18 protein-coding genes and 1 pseudogene are annotated in these 19,678 nt (G+C 64.4%); 11 read left to right on the plus strand and 8 right to left on the minus strand.

Going from position 1 to position 19,678, the window contains the following annotated elements; genetic code table 11:
• Positions 1–155 precede the first annotated feature (155 nt).
• Together BMX99_RS15495 and BMX99_RS15500 are read left to right on the plus strand one after the other, a co-directional pair.
• Positions 156–629 carry a cytochrome c gene (locus BMX99_RS15495; protein WP_093453863.1) on the plus strand — a complete coding sequence of 158 codons (474 nt, stop codon included), beginning with the start codon at positions 156–158 and terminating at the stop codon, positions 627–629.
• A 201-nt stretch (positions 630–830) separates the two neighbouring features.
• Positions 831–1,715, plus strand: a complete 885-nt coding sequence (locus BMX99_RS15500; RefSeq protein WP_093453866.1) for a cytochrome c — start codon at positions 831–833, stop codon at positions 1,713–1,715.
• An 84-nt stretch (positions 1,716–1,799) separates the two neighbouring features.
• On the opposite strand, the gene lipA is transcribed toward BMX99_RS15500, so the two are convergent.
• Complete coding sequence (gene lipA / locus BMX99_RS15505) at positions 1,800–2,753, minus strand: lipoyl synthase (RefSeq protein WP_093453869.1); 954 nt, start codon at positions 2,751–2,753, stop codon at positions 1,800–1,802.
• A gap of 280 nt (positions 2,754–3,033) precedes the next feature.
• Between lipA and BMX99_RS15510 the strand changes: the two genes are divergently transcribed.
• The gene (locus tag BMX99_RS15510) at positions 3,034–3,582 is read left to right on the plus strand and encodes a peroxiredoxin (protein ID WP_093453872.1); all 549 of its coding nucleotides are present in this window, start codon (positions 3,034–3,036) and stop codon (positions 3,580–3,582) included.
• 340 nt (positions 3,583–3,922) lie between these two features.
• On the opposite strand, the gene BMX99_RS15515 is transcribed toward BMX99_RS15510, so the two are convergent.
• The 4 genes from BMX99_RS15515 to BMX99_RS15530 form a co-directional block, all read right to left on the minus strand.
• Positions 3,923–4,015 (minus strand): DUF2474 domain-containing protein, encoded by a 93-nt coding sequence (locus tag BMX99_RS15515; RefSeq protein ID WP_093453875.1) that lies wholly within the window; start codon positions 4,013–4,015, stop codon positions 3,923–3,925.
• A complete protein-coding gene (gene cydB / locus BMX99_RS15520) occupies positions 4,015–5,025 on the minus strand; it encodes a cytochrome d ubiquinol oxidase subunit II (RefSeq protein WP_093453877.1) in 1,011 nt (336 codons plus the stop codon). Before cydB ends, BMX99_RS15515 begins: the two co-directional genes overlap by 1 nt.
• Positions 5,025–6,434 (minus strand): cytochrome ubiquinol oxidase subunit I, encoded by a 1,410-nt coding sequence (locus BMX99_RS15525; protein ID WP_093453880.1) that lies wholly within the window; start codon positions 6,432–6,434, stop codon positions 5,025–5,027. Before BMX99_RS15525 ends, cydB begins: the two co-directional genes overlap by 1 nt.
• Before the next feature lie 224 nt (positions 6,435–6,658).
• Positions 6,659–7,588 carry a hydrogen peroxide-inducible genes activator gene (locus tag BMX99_RS15530; protein ID WP_093453882.1) on the minus strand — a complete coding sequence of 310 codons (930 nt, stop codon included), beginning with the start codon at positions 7,586–7,588 and terminating at the stop codon, positions 6,659–6,661.
• Between the two features lie 124 nt (positions 7,589–7,712).
• On the opposite strand from BMX99_RS15530, the gene BMX99_RS15535 reads away from it, so the two are divergent.
• A complete protein-coding gene (locus BMX99_RS15535) occupies positions 7,713–8,444 on the plus strand; it encodes a VIT1/CCC1 transporter family protein (RefSeq protein ID WP_093453885.1) in 732 nt (243 codons plus the stop codon).
• A gap of 57 nt (positions 8,445–8,501) precedes the next feature.
• Here BMX99_RS15535 and BMX99_RS15540 read toward each other — a convergent pair whose 3' ends face one another.
• The gene (locus BMX99_RS15540) at positions 8,502–9,584 is read right to left on the minus strand and encodes a DUF6456 domain-containing protein (protein ID WP_093453888.1); all 1,083 of its coding nucleotides are present in this window, start codon (positions 9,582–9,584) and stop codon (positions 8,502–8,504) included.
• A 238-nt stretch (positions 9,585–9,822) separates the two neighbouring features.
• On the opposite strand from BMX99_RS15540, the gene BMX99_RS15545 reads away from it, so the two are divergent.
• Positions 9,823–10,104: a DUF6477 family protein gene (locus BMX99_RS15545; RefSeq protein ID WP_093453891.1), complete on the plus strand. Its 282-nt coding sequence runs from the start codon at positions 9,823–9,825 to the stop codon at positions 10,102–10,104.
• 90 nt (positions 10,105–10,194) lie between these two features.
• Here BMX99_RS15545 and BMX99_RS15550 read toward each other — a convergent pair whose 3' ends face one another.
• Positions 10,195–11,739, minus strand: a complete 1,545-nt coding sequence (locus BMX99_RS15550; RefSeq protein ID WP_093453894.1) for a trimethylamine methyltransferase family protein — start codon at positions 11,737–11,739, stop codon at positions 10,195–10,197.
• A gap of 525 nt (positions 11,740–12,264) precedes the next feature.
• Here BMX99_RS15550 and guaA point away from each other — a divergent pair.
• The 6 genes and pseudogenes from guaA (at position 12,265) to BMX99_RS15580 (ending at position 18,072) form a co-directional block, all read left to right on the plus strand.
• Positions 12,265–13,830 carry a glutamine-hydrolyzing GMP synthase gene (gene guaA / locus BMX99_RS15555; protein ID WP_093453897.1) on the plus strand — a complete coding sequence of 522 codons (1,566 nt, stop codon included), beginning with the start codon at positions 12,265–12,267 and terminating at the stop codon, positions 13,828–13,830.
• 80 nt (positions 13,831–13,910) lie between these two features.
• Positions 13,911–14,339 (plus strand): Fur family transcriptional regulator, encoded by a 429-nt coding sequence (locus BMX99_RS15560; RefSeq protein ID WP_093453900.1) that lies wholly within the window; start codon positions 13,911–13,913, stop codon positions 14,337–14,339.
• A gap of 278 nt (positions 14,340–14,617) precedes the next feature.
• Positions 14,618–15,892 (plus strand): phosphopyruvate hydratase, encoded by a 1,275-nt coding sequence (gene eno / locus BMX99_RS15565; RefSeq protein WP_093453903.1) that lies wholly within the window; start codon positions 14,618–14,620, stop codon positions 15,890–15,892.
• Positions 15,893–16,068: 176 nt separating this feature from the next.
• Positions 16,069–16,581, plus strand: a complete 513-nt coding sequence (locus BMX99_RS15570; RefSeq protein WP_139199566.1) for a GNAT family N-acetyltransferase — start codon at positions 16,069–16,071, stop codon at positions 16,579–16,581.
• Positions 16,582–16,645: 64 nt separating this feature from the next.
• The gene (locus BMX99_RS15575; RefSeq protein ID WP_093453909.1) at positions 16,646–17,626 is read left to right on the plus strand and encodes an alpha/beta fold hydrolase; all 981 of its coding nucleotides are present in this window, start codon (positions 16,646–16,648) and stop codon (positions 17,624–17,626) included.
• Positions 17,627–18,072: pseudogene (locus tag BMX99_RS15580) on the plus strand (cupin domain-containing protein).
• Here the strand turns inward: BMX99_RS15580 and pgi are convergent.
• The gene (gene pgi / locus BMX99_RS15585) at positions 18,069–19,673 is read right to left on the minus strand and encodes a glucose-6-phosphate isomerase (protein ID WP_093453912.1); all 1,605 of its coding nucleotides are present in this window, start codon (positions 19,671–19,673) and stop codon (positions 18,069–18,071) included. The pseudogene BMX99_RS15580 and the gene pgi overlap by 4 nt on opposite strands.
• Between the last annotated feature and the right edge of the window lie 5 nt (positions 19,674–19,678).

Below are 19,678 nucleotides of genomic sequence, written 5' to 3' on the forward strand. Positions count from 1 at the left end.
GGTCTGATCCGGCGAAGGGCCTTGCGGATTTCGCAGCGCCCTGCCCATTGGCGTCCCCGATCACATCTGTCGTCGAAAGATCACGAATTCGTCACCCCCTGACATGCGACGACGCGGTAACGTAGCGGCACATTGTTCTACAGGGAGTCCCTTCAATGAAATCTTTGGTTACCGCAGCCAGCCTGGCGATCGCCGCCCTGGCCAGCCCCGTCCTAGCCGAAAGCCACATGTCCCAGGATGCGCTGGAAAAGGCCGTGAAGGCCCGCCAGGCAACCATGCAGCTTTATGCCTTCAACCTCGGGATCCTCGGGTCCATGGCCAAGGGCGCGACCGAGTATAACGCCGATGCGGCCTCGGCTGCAGCGGGCAACCTGGTCAAGCTGTCGGGCCAGAACCAGATGGCCTATTGGCCCAAGGGATCTGCCGCGGGTGAGATCGAGGGCTCCAAGGCGCTGCCGGCGATCTGGGAAGACATGGACGGCATCGTGAAGGCGTCGATGGCGATGTCCGAAGCAGCCGTGGCCATGGAAGCGGCCGCCGGCACAGACCTGGCATCTCTTCAGGCGGCCATGGGCGGTCTTGGCGGGGCCTGCGGCGGCTGCCACAAGTCGTTCCGCCAGTCCGATTGATAAAGGGCTGACTGATCCAGTCCAATTGATCCTGGCTAATCGTGGCGCGTTGATGCCCTGCATCTGACACGCCCGACGAATCCCTTAGGTCCGGCCTGGGCCCCGCGCCCTGGCCGGACCGCTGAAGACCGTACCACGGGCACCCGTCGGCCCGGGCGCACAACGTGGCCCGAACGACGCGACCACAGAAAGGAAGGGCGCATGTCCCGTTTGATCAGGGCGCTCGCCCTTCTTGTCATTCTTGGCCTGGTCGGCTTCTGGGTGCTGACCCGCCCCGCCACCCTGCCCGAAGATACTTTCGCAACCCTCACCGGGGACGCCACAAAGGGCGAGACGGTGTTCTGGGCCGCCGGCTGTGCCTCGTGTCACGCGGCCCCGCAGGCCGAGGGAGAAGAGCGTCTGGTGCTGGCGGGCGGAAAGGCCTTTGCCTCGGACTTCGGGACATTTCACGCGCCCAATATTTCGCCCTCGGACGAAGGCATCGGCGGGTGGAGCGTTGCGGACCTGGGCAATGCGATGATGCGCGGCACCTCTCCTTCGGGGTCGCACTATTATCCCGCCTTTCCCTATGCGTCCTACGTTCATGCGGACCCGCAGGACATTGCCGACCTGCATGCCTTCCTGCAGACGCTGCCGCCCTCGGACACGCCGAATGTCGCCCATGACGTCGGCTTTCCCTTTTCCGTGCGGCGCATCCTGGGGGGCTGGAAGCTGCTGTTCTTCAAGGACGACTGGGTGATGACCGAAGCCCCCGGCCAGCTGGAGCGCGGGCGCTACCTGGTCGAAGGGCTGGGCCATTGCGCCGAATGCCACACGCCGCGCAATGCGCTTGGCGGGCTGGACCGGACCCGGTGGCTGGCTGGCGCGCCCTCGCCCGACGGGCGCGGCACGATCCCCAACATCACCCCCGGCGGCCTGGATTGGAGCGCGCTGGACATCGCATCCTACCTCAAGACCGGGTTCACCCCCGATTTCGACAGCGCCGGCGGCGAGATGGCAGAGGTGGTGCAGAACATGGCCAACCTGAGCGATGCGGACGTCGAGGCGATCGTCGCCTATCTCAAGGCCGTGCCGGCGGTCGAGTGATCCAAACAGAAAACGCGGCCCCCGATCCGGCGGCCGCGCTTCTTTCCGTCACGCCGGGCCATCAGGTCCGGCGTTTTCTATTGTTCAGCCCAGCCCCAGCTTGGCCAGCCGGTTTTCCCGCAGACGGGCAAAGTCATCGCCCGCATGGTAGGACGACCGCGTCAGCGGCGTGGCCGAGACCATCAGGAAGCCCTTGTTCCAGGCGGTCTTTTCATAGCTGGCGAATTCCTCGGGCGTGACAAAGCGGTCGACGGCGTGGTGCTTGGGCGTCGGCTGCAGGTATTGCCCGATGGTCAGGAAATCGATGTCCGCGGCGCGCATGTCTTCCATCACCTGTGTGACCTGCTGACGGTTCTCGCCCAGGCCGACCATGATGCCCGACTTGGTGAACATCGTCGGGTCCAGTTCCTTCACCCGCTGCAGCAGGCGCAGCGAATGGAAGTAGCGCGCGCCGGGCCGCACCTCGGGGTAAAGGCCGGGCACGGTTTCCAGGTTGTGGTTGAAGACGTCCGGCTTGGCCTCGACCACGACTTCCAGCGCCTCGGGGGCGCAGCGGATGAAGTCGGGGGTCAGGATCTCGATCGTGGTGTCGGGGGCGCGCTTGCGGATGGCGCGGATGGTCATGGCGAAATGCTCGGCCCCGCCGTCCTCGATGTCATCGCGGTCCACGGATGTGATCACGACGTGGTTCAGGCCCAGCTTGGCCACCGCATCGGCAACACGACCGGGTTCAAAGACGTCCAGCGCCTCGGGCGGCTTGCCGGTGGCGATGTTGCAGAAGGTGCAGGCGCGGGTGCAGACCTCGCCCATGATCATCATGGTGGCGTGACCCTGGGACCAGCATTCGCCCACGTTCGGACAGCCGGCTTCTTCGCAGACGGTCGTCAGCTTGTGTTCCCGCATGGTGTTGCGGGTCTCGAAATAGCCTTTCGAGGTCGGGGCCTTGACCCGGATCCAGTCCGGTTTCTTCGGCTGGGGATTGTCCGGTTTGCGGACCTTTTCAGGGTGACGCTGTTCAGGGATCTTGAGATCGCGCATGGTCTTGCCTTTTGGCTTGCACCCCACGGGGGCGCGGGCGGTGCTGTCGCATGGGTTTCGCCCAGCATAATAGCTGTGCGCGCCCATGGCCAGACATCGGCGCGGGCTGCAATTCAGCCATGTATCCCATGCAACACTTGTGCTGCAAGCGCATGATACTTGGGCCAAAAGCATGAAGCTTCGGTGAATTTTCCTATTGCAGCGCAGAAGATCCCTTGAGGTCCGTTTTGGAATCGCTCTAAGTCCGCCGCGAACCATTCCAGAACCTATGAGGGCATCCATGCAGACCGGCCAGAAACTTCCCGACGTGACCTTCCGCACCCGTATCCGTGACGAAGCCGTCGGCGGCACCAACCCGTTCCGCTGGCAGGACATGACCACGGCGGATTACTTTGCCGGCAAGCGCGTCGTGCTGTTTTCGCTGCCCGGTGCCTTCACCCCGACCTGCTCGACCTACCAGCTGCCGGGCTTCGAGAAGAACATCGAAGACTTCCGCGCCCATGGCATCGACGAGATCTACTGCATGTCGGTCAACGACAGCTTTGTCATGAACCAGTGGGCCAAGGCCCAGGGCATCGAAAACGTGAAGGTCATCCCCGATGGTTCGGGCGAATTCACCCGCCGCGTCGGTATGCTGGTGCGCAAGGACAACCTGGGCTTTGGCCTGCGGTCCTGGCGCTATGCTGCGATCATCAACAACGGCGTGGTCGAGGCCTGGTTCGAAGAGCCCGGCATCTGCGACAATCACGGCGAAGACCCTTATGGCGAAAGCTCGCCCGAGAACCTGCTCAAGTACCTGGCGGAAGCGTCGAAAGAAGTCGCCGCCTGATCTGATCGGGGTTTGGATCATGGGGCCGTCCGAGGTGTTCGGGCGGCCCTTTTTGTTTGGGGTGGTGGGGTGGTTTTGCCGGGAGAAAGAGCAGGCTTTTTGAATCTGAACGCGGAAGCGATGTCTGCTTTAGGCCAATTCCACGAACCCAAAGTGAGACCGGCGTCTAACCGGCTCTTTACGCCCGAGGTCATCACAAAGGGCAGCGGCCGTCCGCGGGTGGCTGCGAAGCGGCCGCCTAGGGGGGCGGACGGCCGCTGCCCGGCGTTAACGCCGGGCGGGTGCGTTTCATACGTGTCCTAGCTTAAGACCCAGGAATGGTGGAGCGGATCAAAACCCCTCAAAACAGCACCAACCGGATCGCATAGGCAATCGCCCCCAGCACCGAAATGCCGACCAGGTAGAACAGCACGAACCACAGGCCCCGGCGCATCAGTGATAGCCCTCGCCTTCCTCGGTCTTGCCCCGGAACACCCAATAGGCATAGGCCGTGTAGCCCAGGATCATCGGCAGAAGCACCAGCGCGCCGGCCAGCAGGAACCACAGGCTTTCGTCCGGGGCGGCGGCCTCGGCGATCGTCAGGGCGTGGGGCACCATGTAGGGATACAGGCTGATCCCCAGCCCGATAAAGGACAACACAAAGACCCCAAGCGCCGACAGGAACGGCCAGGCGTCACGCCCCCGCACCAGCCCCTGCACGAACAGGACCGAGGCCGCGCCAATCGCCAGCGGCACCCAGATGGTGAAGAAGACATTCGGGCGGGCGAACCAGCGGTCCAGATAGGCCGGGTCCAGGAACGGCGTGGCCAGCGACACTGCGCCGACCAGAACAAGCGTCGATCCCCCCGCGATCCAGGACAGGCGGCGCGCCCTTTCGCGCAGATCGCCGGTGGTCTTCATCACCAGCCACGTCGCGCCAAGCAGCGCATAGCCCGAGGTCAGCGCCACGGCGGTCAGGATCGAAAACGGCGTCAGCCAGTCGAAATAGCCGCCCGCATAGGCGCGGTTCTCGACCTCGATCCCCTGCACCAACGCGCCCAGGATCAGCCCCTGCGACAGGGTCGCCACCAGCGACCCGAAGAAGAACGAGATGTCCCAGAATTTTTCGTGATCGGGATTGCGGTGGCGGAATTCAAAGGCCACGCCACGGAAGATCAACGCCAGCAGCATGGCGATCACCGGCGGATATAGCGCCGGCATGATCACCGCATAGGCCAGGGGGAAGACCGCGAACAAGCCGCCTCCGCCCAGGACGAGCCAGGTTTCGTTGCCGTCCCAGACCGGGGCGATGGTGTTCATCGCCTGCACCCGGTGCTTTTCCCGCCCCAGGAAGGGAAAGAGGATCCCGGTGCCCAGGTCAAAGCCGTCAAGGATCACATAGGCCAGCACCGCAAAGGCGATCAGCCCGGCCCAGATGGTCGAGAGTTCCAGATCGAAGGGCATCAGACCTCTCCTTTCGCGTCGTCACCCTGGGCGGGTCCGGGGGCGGTGCCGGCGGCGCGGGTCGGGCCGTCGACCGGCTCGGGATCGCCCTGGTCGGGACGTTGCGCCATCAGGTGCAGAAGGTAATAGGTGCCGATCCCAAAGATCACGAAATAGACCACGATAAAGGCCAGAAGCGAGGTCGAGACCGCCGGCAAATCGACCGGAGAGGCCGAATCCGCCGTGCGCAGCAGCCCGTAGACCGTCCAGGGCTGACGCCCGACCTCGGTCGTGATCCAACCACACAGAACCGCGACAAAACCCATGGGCCCCATGGCGATGGCCGCACGGTGCAGCCAGTGCCGGTCATACAGCCGCCCGCGCCACCAGCTGAACGCCCCCCAGGCCCCCAGCCCCAGCATGGCAAAGCCAAGGCCCACCATGATGCGGAAGGTCCAGAAGATGATCTCGGCCCCCGGGCGGTCCTCTTTCGGGAAATCCTTCAGGCCGGGCAGCGGGCTGGTCAGATCGTGGGTCAGGATCAGGTTCGACAGATAGGGGATTTCAATGGCATAGCGCACCTCTTCGGCCTCGTCGTCAGGAATGCCGAACAGGATCAGCGGCGCGCCGCCCTCGGGGTGGCCATCGTAATGCCCCTCCATCGCGGCGATCTTGGCCGGCTGATGCTTGAGCGTATTCAGCCCATGCGCGTCACCGGCCAGGATCTGCAGCGGTGCCGTCACCAGAAGCATGCCCATGGCCATGGCGAACATGGTGCGCGCGGCCTCGTCCCGGTGGTTCTTCAACAGGTGCCAGCCACCGACCCCGCTGACCACAAGCGCCGTGGTCAGATAGGCCGCCAGCACCATGTGCACGAAGCGGTAGGGGAAGGACGGATTGAAGACGATGGCCCACCAATCCACCGGGATGAACTGGCCCACGTCGTTGATGTCGTATCCCACGGGCGTCTGCATCCAGGAATTCACCGACAGGATCCAGAAGGCCGACCCAAGGGTGCCGATCGCTACCATCAGCGTGGCCACCAGGTGCAGCCCCGGCCCGACGCGCGACCGTCCGAACAGCATTACGCCCAGGAACCCGGCTTCAAGGAAGAAGGCGGAAAGCACCTCATACCCCATCATTGGTCCAAGGATTGGCCCGGTTTTGTCCGAAAAAACCGACCAGTTTGTTCCAAATTGGTAAGACATGACGATGCCCGACACGACGCCCATGCCGAAGGCCACCGCGAAGATGGTTTTCCAGTAGTCGAACAGCCGCATAAACACCGCCCGGCCCGTGATGTAATGCGCCGCGTTCAGCACCGCGAGGTAAGAGGCCAGGCCAATCGAGAAGGCCGGAAAAATGATATGGAAGGACACCGTGAAGGCGAATTGGAACCGGGCAAGATCCAGTGCGGTGACGTCGAACATGGCTATTCCCTATGCGGGCCCGTCAGAGCCCCTGGTCTGGCCCCGCGCCTGACGCGCCGGGGCAAGGAGATGTGTCATCGGTCGTGATCGGCAGCTCTCTGCCGTGCCATTAAGGTTAATACGCCATGTTTGTTTTCAATGCCCTGCGCCAATCTGTCCGTTGGTTGGAACGCCGGGTTTGTGGCTTTGACACCCCCTGCGCCGATGGGTCACGCCAGCAGGCGTCAGGCCACACCGGCGGTGTCGCCCTCGGCCAGTTTCAGCGTGTCCGACAGGTCGATGATCAAGGCGGCCAGGGCTTCGAACCATTCCGCGCGGGGCGAGGTCGCGCGCCGCACAAGGCCGATGGTGCGATAGGGTTCCGGCGCGGCAAAGCGCATGACGGTCAGGTCCTGCGCTTCGGTCTTCAGGGCCATTTCCGGCAGCAGCGTCAGGCCGAACCCGGCCGAAACCAGCCTCGACAGGGTGGCCAGGGACGACGCCCCGGTGTTGATCTGCGCGTGGCCCCTGCCCCGTCCGCAGACCTCAAGCGCCTGATCGGTCAGGCAATGACCTTCATCCAGAAGCATCAGCTGGGCGCCGCCGATCTCCGTGGGCCGCAGGGTTTCCGCATCGACGCCAAGCGCCGCGATCCGCGCGGGGCTGCCCGCCAGCAGGAAGGCATCGTCGAACAGGCGCCGCTCGATCATCCCCTCGGCCCCGGAGGGCAGCGCCATGATCGCCGCGTCGATGCGCCCGGCGGCCAGATCGGCCAGAAGCCGCGCGGTCTGGGCCTCGTGCACCTGCACGTCCAGCGCGATGTCGGCGGCGCGCAGCCGCGCCAGCAGACCGGGCAGAAGATAGGGCGCGACCGTCGGGATCACGCCAAGCGCCAGCCGCCCGGCCAGCCCGTCTTTCCAGCGCGCGGCTTCTTCCAGTTCGCGCATCTGGTCCAGTACCGCCTCGGCGTGTTTCAGGATCCGCCGTCCGAAGGGGGTCAGCACCACCGACCGGGCATGACGTTCCACCAGCGGCGCACCCAGCATGTCCTCAAGCCCCTTGATCTGCATCGACAGGGCGGGCTGCGACACACGTTCGGCCAACGCGGCGCGGCCGAAATTGCCGTGCTCGGCCAAGGCTTTGAAATAGGTCAGCTGGCGCAGGGTGATGTTCATTCCCCTAGCATAGGTCCGGATGACGCAGGCACAAGCGGGCGGAACGGGGTTGCACCCCGCCCGCGCGATGCGGCATGAGCGAAGAAGGGAGCAAGGGGCGCAACCGCCCGGCCTGGGGGCAGAGATGAGATTCGACTGGACGCAGCACCGGCGCAACGCCCACGGGCTTGGCCGCATTCAGGAATTCCTGAAACAACTGGTCTATGGCGGCAATGACGGGATCGTCACCACCTTTGCCATCGTCGCGGGCTTTGCCGGGGCACAGGCGGAAGGCGTCGCGCAGATCGGCGGGCTGGCGGTCCTGGTCTTTGGCCTTGCGAACCTGTTTGCCGATGGCGTGTCCATGGGGCTTGGCGAATTCCTGTCGGGCCGGGCCGAACACGATCTGTATCACAAGCGCCGCAAGCTTGAGATCCAGGCGATCGCCGAAGACCCCGAGCAGGAGCGCGACGAGATGTTCACAATCCTGTGCCAGCGCGGCCTGCCCCCGGGCGAAGCCGATGCCGTCACCGATATCTTCATGCGCCATCCCGACATGATGGCCGACCTGATGATGACCTATGAATTCGGCATGCACGACCCGGCCGAGGATGATCCGGCGGTCAACGGGTTGTTCACCTTCGGCAGCTTCATCGTTTTCGGCTCGATCCCCCTGGTGCCCTATTTCGTGGCCGCGCCCTCGCCCCTGACGTTCTATGCCTCGGTCGGGGCCACGTTCACGGCGCTGGCGGGTCTGGGACTGTTGCGTTGGTATGCGACTCGTGAACGTCTGGCCCGGGCCGTTGGTGAAACGGTGGTTCTGGGCGCGACCTGTGCGGCTGTGGCCTTTGCCGTCGGCTGGGTCGTCGGCGGCTAGGTCGGTCTTGGGGCGCGTGGGACGGCAGCCATCCATCCCGGCCCTGTTGGTGGCGGGCTAACCGATCAGCCCGCCCTTGTCGCCAAGGCTGTCGTAATGCTGGCGCAGTCTTTGCAGGGCAATGCGCAGCACGATCTTGCCCGAGCGCGCGGACCAGCCGAGTTTCTTCTCGGCCGTTTCAAGCCCCTGAAGCCTGCAGCAGCATTCCAGCACCACATCGCCCAGGCCGGGACCAAGATCCCGCAGGGCAGCGGTGACCCGGGCACGGGCGGCAGCTGCCCCGCGCAGGGGGGTATCGCCCGCAGGCCCGCCACGCACGCCCCCGGTCAGGAAGTCATCCCAGTTGGTGGTCACCCGAGGCTCCATCTGGGCGAGTTCGAAATCCACCTGGATGCGTTCGGCGGCGCGGATCAACGGCTGGGTCAGAAAGGGCTGGCCCTTGGCATCGCGGCGCCGTGCAAGGCACAGCACCGGGGTTTCCGCATGATTGAACCGTGCGCGGGGTGCGTCGTCACGCTCGCGCGGATCGGCCCCCGAGAACCCCGCAGGCCGTTCGGCAAAGCCGCTGGCGCGGTTTTCGGCCCGGGCGGTCAGATCGCCCAGCATGGTGCGCCCGAGTGTGGTGATGCGATAGCGGCTAAGCCGTCCGGGCTGGATGCAGGAAATCCAGCGGTTCAGCGCCAGCGCCTGGGCTACGCGCCTGTCGACGATGCCCAGCCTGTGGGTTTCGCCATCCGCACCATTGCGGACGATGACGGCTTTGTCCATTTCCGTGGCCACCGCCAGCACCGCACCGACCTGGGCCAGACGGCGCAGGGCGGGCACGGCCTCTTTCTCCAGGGTCGGCACGGGGCCATCGCTGTCATCGGCGCGGAACCCCGGCAGATCGGCCGGGGGGCTGTCGGGTTGGGGCCTGACAGTATGGGCCCCCAGCCAGCGCAGCGCTTCGTCATACAGCACGTCTTCGCGCGCCTCTTCGACCTGCCGGATCTGCCGCAGCACTGTCGAGGCATGACAGCCGACGGCGCGCGCAAGACTTCGGATCGTCGTGCCGCCTTCGGTATGCGCAATATAGCGCCTGACCTGATCCGGAACCCAATCCGGCCAGGTATCACTCCAGTTCTGAACATGATGGGACATGGTAACACTTCCTTCCAATTCACCCGTTCTTCCTGAAAAACAGGAAGAAATTTCTCCCAGACCACGCCGGAGTCTGACGCGTTAATGGTTGCTGATTGATTAACAGTTAACCTTGACGCGGAAGCTTGTTTCGAAATCGTAAATGGAAACTGGAGGCAGAGTTCTCTGCATAGGCGTGCTCCGCAACACAACCAAGGGCTGTGCGACACTGGTCGGATCTTGAAAAAAGGAGATCCCGATGCAGGACCTGACGACCCGGCTTGCCCGCCTGACCCGCCCCCGGATCCTGACCTGCGCCGCGCAGGTCGGGGCCGACAGCTATGACCGCCGCCGCGACCTGATCCGGCTGATCGGCCACCTGCCCCGTAGCGGTCCGGCCATGATCCAACTGTTCGAACTTGAAGACATGTTGAACGCGGCGCGCACGGATGGCACCGGAACCTATCGCCCACCCGATCATCTAAGCGTGCTGATCGCCCTGATCGCAGAAGCCCGCCTGTTGGGTGAGCAGACGGGCTGAGGTTTTTTGATCGTCATGCAGTGTGGTCCAGGCGGTTCCGGGGCAGCGCCCCGAGCCTGTCCCCGACCTGATCCCCGACTACATGCCGGGTCACATAAAGGCGTCTTCCATCGAGGCCTTGCGCTGCGCCACGTAGGCCGCCAGCGCCTCGGCCTTGGCCGGGTCCATCGCGGGGGCCTGGTACCGCTCCAACAGCTTGGCAACGCGGTCGCTGGCCAGGGCCTGGGTGTCGCGGGCACCTTCCTCGTCCCAGGTCTCGAAGGGTTTGTAGTCCAGCAGCTCGGACCGCCAGAAGGCGCTTTTATAATTGGCCTGAGTATGCGAGCAGCCCAGGAAGTGACCGCCCGGCCCGACCTCGCGCAGGGCGTCCATGGCCTGGGCGTTTTCGTCGTTGGCCACGCCCGCCGCCATCTTGTGCAGCGCGCCCAGCTGATCGGCGTCCATGACGAATTTCTCGAACGAGGACACCAGCCCGCCTTCGAGCCAGCCACAGGCGTGCAGCATGAAGTTCACACCGCCCATCAGTGCCGCGTTCAGCGTGTTCGCGGTTTCATAGGCGGCCTGGGCGTCGGGCAGTTTCGATCCGCAGAGCGACCCGCCGGACCGGAACGGCAGGTTCATCCGCCGCGCCAGCTGACCGGCCCCATAGAGGATCTGCGAGGCCTCGGGCGTGCCGAAGGTCGGCGCGCCGGAATTCATGTCGATCGAGGTCACGAAGGCCCCGAAGATCACCGGGGCACCGGGGCGCACCAGCTGAGAATAGGCGATGCCGGCCAGGACCTCGGCCAGGACCTGGGTCAGCGTGCCCACGACCGACACCGGAGCCATGGCACCGCCGACGATGAAGGGGCTGATGATGCAGGCCTGGTTGTTGGCGGCATAAACCTCGAGCGCGCCCATCATCACGTCGTCGAAGGTCAGCGGCGAGTTGATGTTGATGAGCGAGGTCATAACCGTGTTCTGCTGGACAAAGTCCTCACCAAAGAGGATGCCGCACATGTCGACGCAATCCTGCGCCCGGCTGGGTTCGGTGACCGAGCCCATGAAGGGTTTGTCGGTCAGCGTCATATGGGCCAGCAGCATGTCGAAGTGGCGCTTGTTCACGGGGATGTCCGTGGGTTCGCAGACCGTGCCGCCGGAATGCTGCAGCCATTTCGACATATGGCCCAGTTTCACGAACTTGCGGAAATCCTCCATCGTGGCATAGCGGCGACCACCGTCGACGTCGCGCACGAAGGGGGGGCCGTAGACCGGCGCAAGGACCAGGCCCTTGCCGCCGATTTCGACGTTCTTTTCCGGATTGCGGGCGTGCTGGATGAAGCTGGAGGGCGCGGTCGCACAGAGTTTCCGTGCCAGGCCACGCGGAATATGCACGCGTTCGCCCTGCACATCGGCCCCGGCCTCTTTCCACCGGGCCAGCGCGCCGGGGTTGTTGACAAAGTTCACGCCAATCTCTTCCAGCACCGTTTCGGCGTTGGCCTCGATGATCGACAGGGTTTCATCGTCCAGAAGGTCGAGATTGGGGATCTTGCGCTGGATCGTCGGCGCGGTGCCGAAATCGCCTGCCGTGCGTTCGGCCCGTCTGGCCGCGCCCCCGCCCGAACGTCCCCGTCTGCCGCGTGCGCTGTCACTCATGTCTGATCCCCGTTAGTCCTGCGGAAATGGCGTTGTGAGATCTGTCATACAGAGCGACCGGGGCGAAACAGTCGCGGATTACGTCATTCGCGTTGTAAAAACGACATTGGGTGACATGGGGGATCCGCTGCGGGCGTCGAGTCCCGTGGTAGCCGGGCAAAGGGGGCTGTCTGCCCCCTTCCGCGTCAAAGCCCAAATGGGCTTTGCCACGACCCCCGAGGATATTTGAGAAAACCAAAGAGATGTTAGGGGCGCGTTAACCTTAATGCGGGATGAAGGGGGCGCGGTACAGGCGGGGACGCCGATGACCGCAAAGCCGAAGAGGTCCCCCGCGGTTTGCGGATATGCGCCGCAGGGCGCGGGGGGCACATCTTTCCCCGAGACGGCTTTGGGCAAGCATCCCGGCGGCGCGACCTGGAGTGGACAGGGTTCGATCCGGACAGCGCCGCCATCTTTGCGCGGCCGAGGCGTGGTGTCGCGCGAATTGATCTTGCGCCAGAGGGGCCCGCCGACTAGAGCAACGGCATGACCGAGACCTCTCATGACCGCCTTCTGATCATCGACTTCGGCAGCCAAGTGACGCAGCTGATTGCGCGCCGCCTGCGAGAGCTGAATGTCTATTGTGAAATCCACCCCTACCAGAACGTGACCGGAGCCTTCCTGAAGGATTTCGCGCCCAAGGCCGTGATCTTTTCCGGCGGGCCGGATTCGGTGATGCGCGAGGGTTCGCCCCGCCCGCCGAGCGAGGTTTACGATCTGGGCGTGCCGATCCTGGGCATCTGCTATGGCCAGCAGGTCATGATGCACGACCTGGGCGGCCGCGTCGAAGCGGGTGAACACGCCACGGCCGAATTCGGCCGCGCCTATGTCACCCCGACCGACGGCAGCGATCCACTGCTGGCTGGCTGGTTCCTTGAGGCCCGCGAACAGGTCTGGATGAGCCACGGTGACCACGTGGCCGAGATCGCGCCCGGCTTCGAAGTCCTGGGCACCTCGCCCGGCGCACCATTTGCGATGACCGCCGATCCCGCGCGCCGTTTCTATGCCGTGCAGTTCCACCCGGAGGTGCATCACACGCCGAATGGCAAGACGCTGTACGAGAACTTCGTGCGCATGGCCGGGTTCGAGGGCGACTGGACCATGGCCGCCTACCGCGAGGAAATGGTTCAGAAGATCCGCGACCAGGTCGGCGACGCCAAGGTGATCTGCGCGCTGTCCGGCGGCGTTGACAGTTCTGTTGCCGCGGCTCTGATCCACGAGGCGATCGGCGAGAATCTGACCTGTGTCTTTGTCGATCACGGGCTTCTGCGTCTGGACGAAGGCAAGGAAGTCGTGGGCATGTTCCGCGACCACATGAACCTGTCGGTGATCCACGCCGAGGAACAAGAGCTGTTCCTGGGCGAACTCGACGGCGTCTCGGACCCCGAGACCAAGCGCAAGATCATCGGCCGGCTCTTCATCGACGTCTTCCAGAAATATGCCGACCAGATCGAAGGGGCCTCTTTCCTGGCGCAGGGCACGCTGTATCCGGATGTGATCGAATCCGTCAGCTTCTCGGGCGGGCCCTCGGTCACCATCAAGTCGCACCACAACGTCGGCGGCTTGCCGGAAAAAATGGGCCTGAAACTGGTGGAACCGCTGCGCGAGCTCTTCAAGGACGAGGTCCGCGCCCTGGGTCGGGAACTTGGCCTGCCCGACAGCTTCATCGGCCGCCACCCCTTCCCCGGACCGGGCCTGGCGATCCGCTGCCCCGGAGAGATCACCCGCGAAAAGCTGGAGATCCTTCGCAAGGCGGATGCGGTCTATATCGACCAGATCCGCAAGCACGGGCTCTATGACGAGATCTGGCAGGCCTTTGTCGCCATCCTTCCCGTCCGCACCGTGGGCGTGATGGGCGATGGCCGCACCTATGATTACGCCTGTGCCCTGCGCGCGGTGACCTCGGTCGACGGGATGACCGCGGATTACTATCCCTTCACCCACGAATTCCTTGGCGAGACCGCGACGCGGATCATCAACGAGGTCAAGGGCATCAACCGCGTCACCTATGACATCACCTCGAAGCCTCCCGGAACCATCGAGTGGGAGTGATCAGCCCCTTGCGATAGGCTGTTGGCTCTGCCATTCAGGCAGGCCAACATGACCTGACCCCGATCAAAGGCCCGCGTCTCATGGCAAAACGCGACAGCATCCTCTCCCGGTGTGAAACCAAGGGCCTGCGCATGACGGCGCAGCGCAAGGTGATTGCCTCGGTGCTCGACATGTCCGGCGACCACCCGGATGTCGAGGAGTTGCACCACCGCGCCGCCGCCCGCGACGCCGGCATCTCTCTCGCCACGGTCTATCGTACCGTGAAAACGCTGGAAGAGGCCGGGATCCTGGAAAAGGTCGATTTCGGCGATGGCCGCGCTCGCTACGAAGACGCCGAACGTGACCACCACGACCACCTGATCGACATGGAAAGCGGCCGCGTCATCGAATTTGTCGACGAGGAAATCGAGGCGCTTCAGGAAAAGATCGCGGCCAAGCTGGGCTACCGCTTGCTCGGCCACCGCCTGGAACTCTATGGCACACCCTTGAAGAAGGACGCGCAGGACTGACCGCCCTCGCGCATCCGCTCCCCCGATCATCTTGCCGGAAATACTCTGGGGGGTGAATTGAGCGGCACGCTCAAGAGGGGGGCAAGGCCCCCCTTCCCCCGCCCGCCGCAGGCGCATAGGCCCGATATCCCGCCCCTGCATTCCGGGCGCGTCGCAAACCCCGAAACCCCTTGTTTCCCCTTGTTTGCGCAAACTTCCCCGCAAGGCTCTTTCCTTATGAAGACCCGGCGCTTACAAGCCCGGTGAACCTCATTCTCTCTCATAAGGGACCATCCTCGATGAGCACGATTATCGACATCCACGCACGCGAAATCCTCGACAGTCGGGGCAACCCCACGGTCGAGGTCGACGTGACCCTCGAAGACGGCTCCATGGGCCGGGCGGCCGTGCCCTCGGGGGCCTCCACCGGGGCCTACGAGGCGGTCGAGAAGCGCGACGGCGACAAGGCGCGCTATTCCGGCAAGGGCGTGCTCGAGGCCGTTGCGGCCGTGAATGGCGAAATCGCCGAGGAACTGGCGGGCATGGATGCCACCGACCAGATCGGGCTCGACATGGCCATGATCGAGTTGGACGGCACCGAGAACAAGGGCCGTCTGGGCGCCAATGCGATCCTGGGCGTCTCTCTCGCGGCGGCCAAGGCGGCGGCGGAATTCACCATGCAGCCGCTTTATCGCTATGTCGGCGGCACCTCGGCCCGTGTTCTGCCGGTTCCGATGATGAACATCATCAACGGTGGCGAACATGCCGACAACCCGATCGACATCCAGGAATTCATGATCATGCCGGTGGCTGCGGACAACATCCGTGACGCCGTGCGCATGGGCTCCGAAGTCTTCCACGTGCTGAAAAAAGAGCTGTCGGCCGCTGGCATGTCAACCGGTCTGGGCGATGAGGGCGGCTTTGCGCCCGAACTGGCCTCGACCCGCGATGCGCTGGATTTCGTGCTGAAGTCGATCGAGAAGGCCGGCTACAAACCCGGTGAGGACATCTATCTGGCGCTGGATTGTGCCGCGACCGAGTACTTCAAGGACGGCAACTACGTTCTCTCCGGCGAAGGCAAGACCCTGTCGGCGGCGGAAAATGTCGACTACCTGGCCGCGCTCTGCGCTGATTACCCGATCATCTCGATCGAGGACGGCTGTTCCGAAGATGACTGGGACGGCTGGAAGCTGCTGACCGAGAAGCTGGGCGACAAGGTCCAACTGGTTGGCGACGATCTGTTCGTGACCAACCCCGCGCGCCTGGCCGAGGGCATCGAAAAGGGTGTCGCGAACTCGATGCTGGTGAAGGTGAACCAGATCGGGTCGCTGACCGAAACCCTGCGGGCCGTCGATATGGCACACCGCGCGCGCTATACCAACGTGATGTCGCACCGCTCGGGCGAGACCGAGGATGCGACGATCGCCGACCTGGCGGTGGCCACGAACTGCGGTCAGATCAAGACCGGGTCGCTGGCGCGGTCCGACCGGCTTGCCAAGTACAACCAGCTGATCCGTATCGAGGAACTGCTGGGCGAGGCGGCGGAATACGCCGGCCGGTCGATCCTGAAGTAAACCCGCGCAGGCGGAGAGGTCGGAGCCGTGGGGGGCCAGCCCCCCACGTGCCAAAGCCTGAAGGCTTTGACCCTCCCCCCGGGATATTTGAAAAAACCAAAGAGGGGCGCCGCGAGGTGCCCTTTTTCCATGGCGGGACGATTGTTCCCGCCGCCGATTTCGCGGATAGCTTTGGCATGACCCAACTGACTGTCCGACTCACCACCGACGAAGCCGATCTTGAGGCCGTGCGCGAACTGTGCCGCGCCTATCGCCTGCTGCTGGCCGAGCGTATTCCCGACCGGCCCGAGATCCTTGCGAACTACTATGCCGAGGCCGACTATGAGGCGCTTCTGGCCGCCCTGGCCGAGAAACACGCCCGCCCTGACGGCGCGATCTTCGTGGCTGAACTGGACGGAGAGATCGTCGGCTGCGGCATGACGCATCGGGTCGGCCCCGAGACCTGCGAGATCAAGCGCGTGTTCACCGCCGAGGCCGCCCGCGGCCACGGGGCGGCGCGGGCGATCTTTGCTACGGCGATGGAGCAGGCCAAGGCCGATGGCTATCGCATCATGGTTCTGGACACGATGATCCGACTGCACGAGGCCATCGCGCTGTATGAGAAGCTGGGCTTCACCCCGTGGGAGCCGTTTTACGCCCTTCCCGAGGGGTTCGAGGACCTGGTGCGCTTCTACGGCAAGGCGCTTTGAGCCGGGGGCTTTACCGAAAAGGCCCGTGCGCATAGCGTTTCCCCATTGATTAGGGAGATGTCCGATGCGCCTGCTCCTGCGGACCCTTCTGTTTCTGATCCTGGCCTTCGGTCTGCTGTTCGCGGGCCTTTACCTGACCAGCGATGCCGAGCCCCTGCCCGCCACGGTGACGGGCGATCCTGAACTGCCCGCGATCGAGGTCGCGGGCGTCCGGCTGCATGCGCGTCAGTTCGGGCGCAGCGACGCGCCGGCGATCATCGTGCTGCACGGCGGACCGGGGGGAGATTTCCGGTCACTTCTGCCCCTGCGCGCGCTGGAGGACCGCTGGCACCTGGTGTTCTACGATCAACGCGGGGCCGGCCTGTCGGAGCGGGTCGAGGCCGAGCAGCTGACGCTGGACCACTATGTTGCGGAACTGGACGCCATTGTGCGGGCCCAGGACGGGCCCGTGGTGCTGATCGGGCACAGCTGGGGTGCGATGCTGGCCCATGCCTATGCCGGGCAGCATGGCGAGGCACTTTCCCATCTGGTGCTGATCGAGCCGGGGTTCCTGTCGGCGCAGGAGCAGGCGGACTGGGCCGAGCGGGCCGGGGATTTCATGGGCGGACCCGGCATGATCTGGCACGGGCTGCGCGCCGGAATCGCGGCGCTGCATCTGGACGGGCCGGATGATGATGCCGCGATGGACCATACCTGGGGGCAGATGGTGGGACGGTTCGCCAATGCCGAAGGCAATCCCTATCATTGCCCGGGAGAGGCCTTTGACAGCCCCACGTGGCGGTTCGGGGCGGTGGCAAGCCAGGCGGCCGGACGAACGCAGCCAGAGGATCTGGACCGGCTTTCCGGGGGGCGCGATTTTGCCGGGCCAGTACTGTTTCTGACCGGGGGCTGCGACAGCTGGCTGGGCCGTCCGCTACAGGAGCCTCGGTTAGGCGACTATGCCAACGCGAGACTGGTGGACATCCCCCGCGCCGGGCATGATGTCATCGACGACCAACCCCAGGCCGCCCTTGCCGCGATCCGGGATTTCCTACGAGAGAACTGAATGCAAGCCAATGAGATCATTGCCCTTCTGGGGCTGGAGCCACACCCCGAGGGCGGGCATTATCGCCAGACCTGGGTCGAGGAAACGACCCAAGAGCGCCCCGCGGGAACCTGCATCTATTTCCTGCTGAAGGCCGGTGAGCGCAGCCATTGGCACCGGGTCGATGCGGTCGAGATCTGGCACCATTACGCCGGTGCCCCGCTGCTTTTGCACATGGCCGAGACAGAGGCGGGACCGGCGCAGACCGTGACGCTTGGCCCCGATCTGGCGGCGGGGCAAAGGCCGCAAGGGATCGTGCCCGAGGACCACTGGCAGGCGGCGGACAGCACTGGCGGTTGGAGCCTGGTCGGCGCACCGTGTCGCCGGGTTTCAGGTTCGAAGGGTTCGAACTGGCCGCCCCCGGGTTCGACATCCCGCGCGAAGGCCAGCGCGCGGGATGTCGTTAAGCTCGGTGTGCCTGGACATAGGCCACCAGCGCACGGGTCGAAGGATCCTTGTCCGCGCCGGCGTCGTCCCCGGCAAGCACGGGGGCCAGCGAATTGGCGAGTTCCTTCCCAAGCTCGACGCCCCATTGGTCGAAGGAGTTGATGCCCAGGATCACGCCTTCGACAAAGACCCGGTGTTCATAGAGCGCCACGATCTGGCCCAGCACATGCGGGGTCAGCTGCGGATAGATCAGCGTGGTCGAGGGGCGATTGCCGGGGAAGACGCGGTGGCGCGCCTGGCGGTCAAGTTCGTCGCCCGTCAGCCCCTTGGCGGCCATGAGGGCGCGGGCTTCGTCCAGGGAGCGGCCGCGCATCAAAGCCTCGGACTGGGCCAGGCAATTGGCCACCAGAAGCTGGTGATGATGCGCCAGATCGGGTTCATGCCCCCGGGCGGCGACCATGAATTCGCAAGGCACGACGCGGCTGCCCTGATGGATCAGCTGGTAAAAGGCGTGCTGGCCGTTTGTGCCGGGCTCACCCCAGACCACTGGGCCGGAGTCGACCTTAAGGTCCGCGCCATCCATCGAAACGCGCTTGCCGTTGCTCTCCATTTCCAGCTGCTGGAGATAGGCGGGCAGGCGCAGCAGCCGCTGGTCGTAGGGCAGTACGGCGCGGGTGGCATGGCCCTGCCCCTGGTTGTGCCAGATGCCGGTCAGGGCCAGCATCACGGGCATGTTCTGGGCCAAGGGAGCGCCGCAGAAATGCATATCCATCTCGTGCCCGCCGGACAGGAAGTCCCTGAAATCATTGGGGCCTATGGCGATCATCAGCGACAGGCCGATGGGACCCCAGACGGAATAGCGCCCGCCCACCCAATCTTCGAAACCGAAGACGCGGGACGGGTCGATGCCGAAATCCGCTGTGCGGTCGGCGGCGGTGGAGAGCGCGGCGAATTGCGCGGCGGGGTCCGTGACCTGTTCCGCCATCCAACGTTTCGCGGTTTCCGCGTTGGTCATCGTTTCAATGGTGGTGAAGGTCTTCGACGCGACGATCACAAGCGTTGTCGTCGGATCCAGGCCCTTCAGCGTGTCATGGATATGCGCGCCATCCACGTTTGACACATAGTGCACACGCGGGCCATCCGCGTAAGGGGCCAGCGCCGCATAAGCCATCACCGGCCCAAGGTCGGATCCGCCGATGCCGATGTTCACCACATCGGTGATCGCGCCGCCCTGCCCCGTGAAACTGCCGTCACGGATGGCTTCGGCAAAATGCTCCATCCGGGTCAGCGTATCCAGCACGCCGGGCATCACATCCGCGCCGTCCACGTGGATCGACCGCCCCGAGAGGTTGCGCAACGCGGTGTGCAGCACCGCGCGACCTTCGGTTTCGTTGATCCTGTGGCCATTGAACATGGCGTCGCGCTTTTCCGCCAGCTTCGCCTGACGGGCGAGGGTCAGCAAAGCCTCGCGATCGTCGGTGGACATCTGGGTTTTGGAGTAATCGAACAGAAGATCCCCAAAAGTGACATTGAAACTGCCGACCCGATCACCGGATTCTAACATTTCGGTCATGTCTCGGGTCAGGGCGTCGCGGCCCCGCTTTTCAATATCGCTCCACATGTGAT

The organism is Pseudooceanicola nitratireducens, from assembly GCF_900109195.1.
GTDB classification, from domain to species: Bacteria; Pseudomonadota; Alphaproteobacteria; order Rhodobacterales; family Rhodobacteraceae; genus Pseudooceanicola; species Pseudooceanicola nitratireducens.

What these genes read in the sequence shown, in the direction of transcription:
- BMX99_RS15530 (WP_093453882.1), bottom strand. Translation starts at nt 7,588, where the DNA reads ATGAACATCACCCTGCGCCAGCTGACCTATTTCAAAGCCTTGGCCGAG.
- BMX99_RS15560 (WP_093453900.1), top strand. Translation starts at nt 13,911, where the DNA reads ATGGCAAAACGCGACAGCATCCTCTCCCGGTGTGAAACCAAGGGCCTG.
- BMX99_RS15495 (WP_093453863.1), top strand. Translation starts at nt 156, where the DNA reads ATGAAATCTTTGGTTACCGCAGCCAGCCTGGCGATCGCCGCCCTGGCC.
- guaA (WP_093453897.1), top strand. Translation starts at nt 12,265, where the DNA reads ATGACCGAGACCTCTCATGACCGCCTTCTGATCATCGACTTCGGCAGC.
- BMX99_RS15515 (WP_093453875.1), bottom strand. Translation starts at nt 4,015, where the DNA reads ATGCGCCGGGGCCTGTGGTTCGTGCTGTTCTACCTGGTCGGCATTTCG.
- BMX99_RS15535 (WP_093453885.1), top strand. Translation starts at nt 7,713, where the DNA reads ATGAGATTCGACTGGACGCAGCACCGGCGCAACGCCCACGGGCTTGGC.
- BMX99_RS15550 (WP_093453894.1), bottom strand. Translation starts at nt 11,739, where the DNA reads ATGAGTGACAGCGCACGCGGCAGACGGGGACGTTCGGGCGGGGGCGCG.
- eno (WP_093453903.1), top strand. Translation starts at nt 14,618, where the DNA reads ATGAGCACGATTATCGACATCCACGCACGCGAAATCCTCGACAGTCGG.
- BMX99_RS15570 (WP_139199566.1), top strand. Translation starts at nt 16,069, where the DNA reads ATGACCCAACTGACTGTCCGACTCACCACCGACGAAGCCGATCTTGAG.
- BMX99_RS15545 (WP_093453891.1), top strand. Translation starts at nt 9,823, where the DNA reads ATGCAGGACCTGACGACCCGGCTTGCCCGCCTGACCCGCCCCCGGATC.
- BMX99_RS15575 (WP_093453909.1), top strand. Translation starts at nt 16,646, where the DNA reads ATGCGCCTGCTCCTGCGGACCCTTCTGTTTCTGATCCTGGCCTTCGGT.
- BMX99_RS15540 (WP_093453888.1), bottom strand. Translation starts at nt 9,584, where the DNA reads ATGTCCCATCATGTTCAGAACTGGAGTGATACCTGGCCGGATTGGGTT.
- lipA (WP_093453869.1), bottom strand. Translation starts at nt 2,753, where the DNA reads ATGCGCGATCTCAAGATCCCTGAACAGCGTCACCCTGAAAAGGTCCGC.
- cydB (WP_093453877.1), bottom strand. Translation starts at nt 5,025, where the DNA reads ATGCCCTTCGATCTGGAACTCTCGACCATCTGGGCCGGGCTGATCGCC.
- BMX99_RS15500 (WP_093453866.1), top strand. Translation starts at nt 831, where the DNA reads ATGTCCCGTTTGATCAGGGCGCTCGCCCTTCTTGTCATTCTTGGCCTG.
- BMX99_RS15510 (WP_093453872.1), top strand. Translation starts at nt 3,034, where the DNA reads ATGCAGACCGGCCAGAAACTTCCCGACGTGACCTTCCGCACCCGTATC.
- pgi (WP_093453912.1), bottom strand. Translation starts at nt 19,673, where the DNA reads ATGTGGAGCGATATTGAAAAGCGGGGCCGCGACGCCCTGACCCGAGAC.
- BMX99_RS15525 (WP_093453880.1), bottom strand. Translation starts at nt 6,434, where the DNA reads ATGTTCGACGTCACCGCACTGGATCTTGCCCGGTTCCAATTCGCCTTC.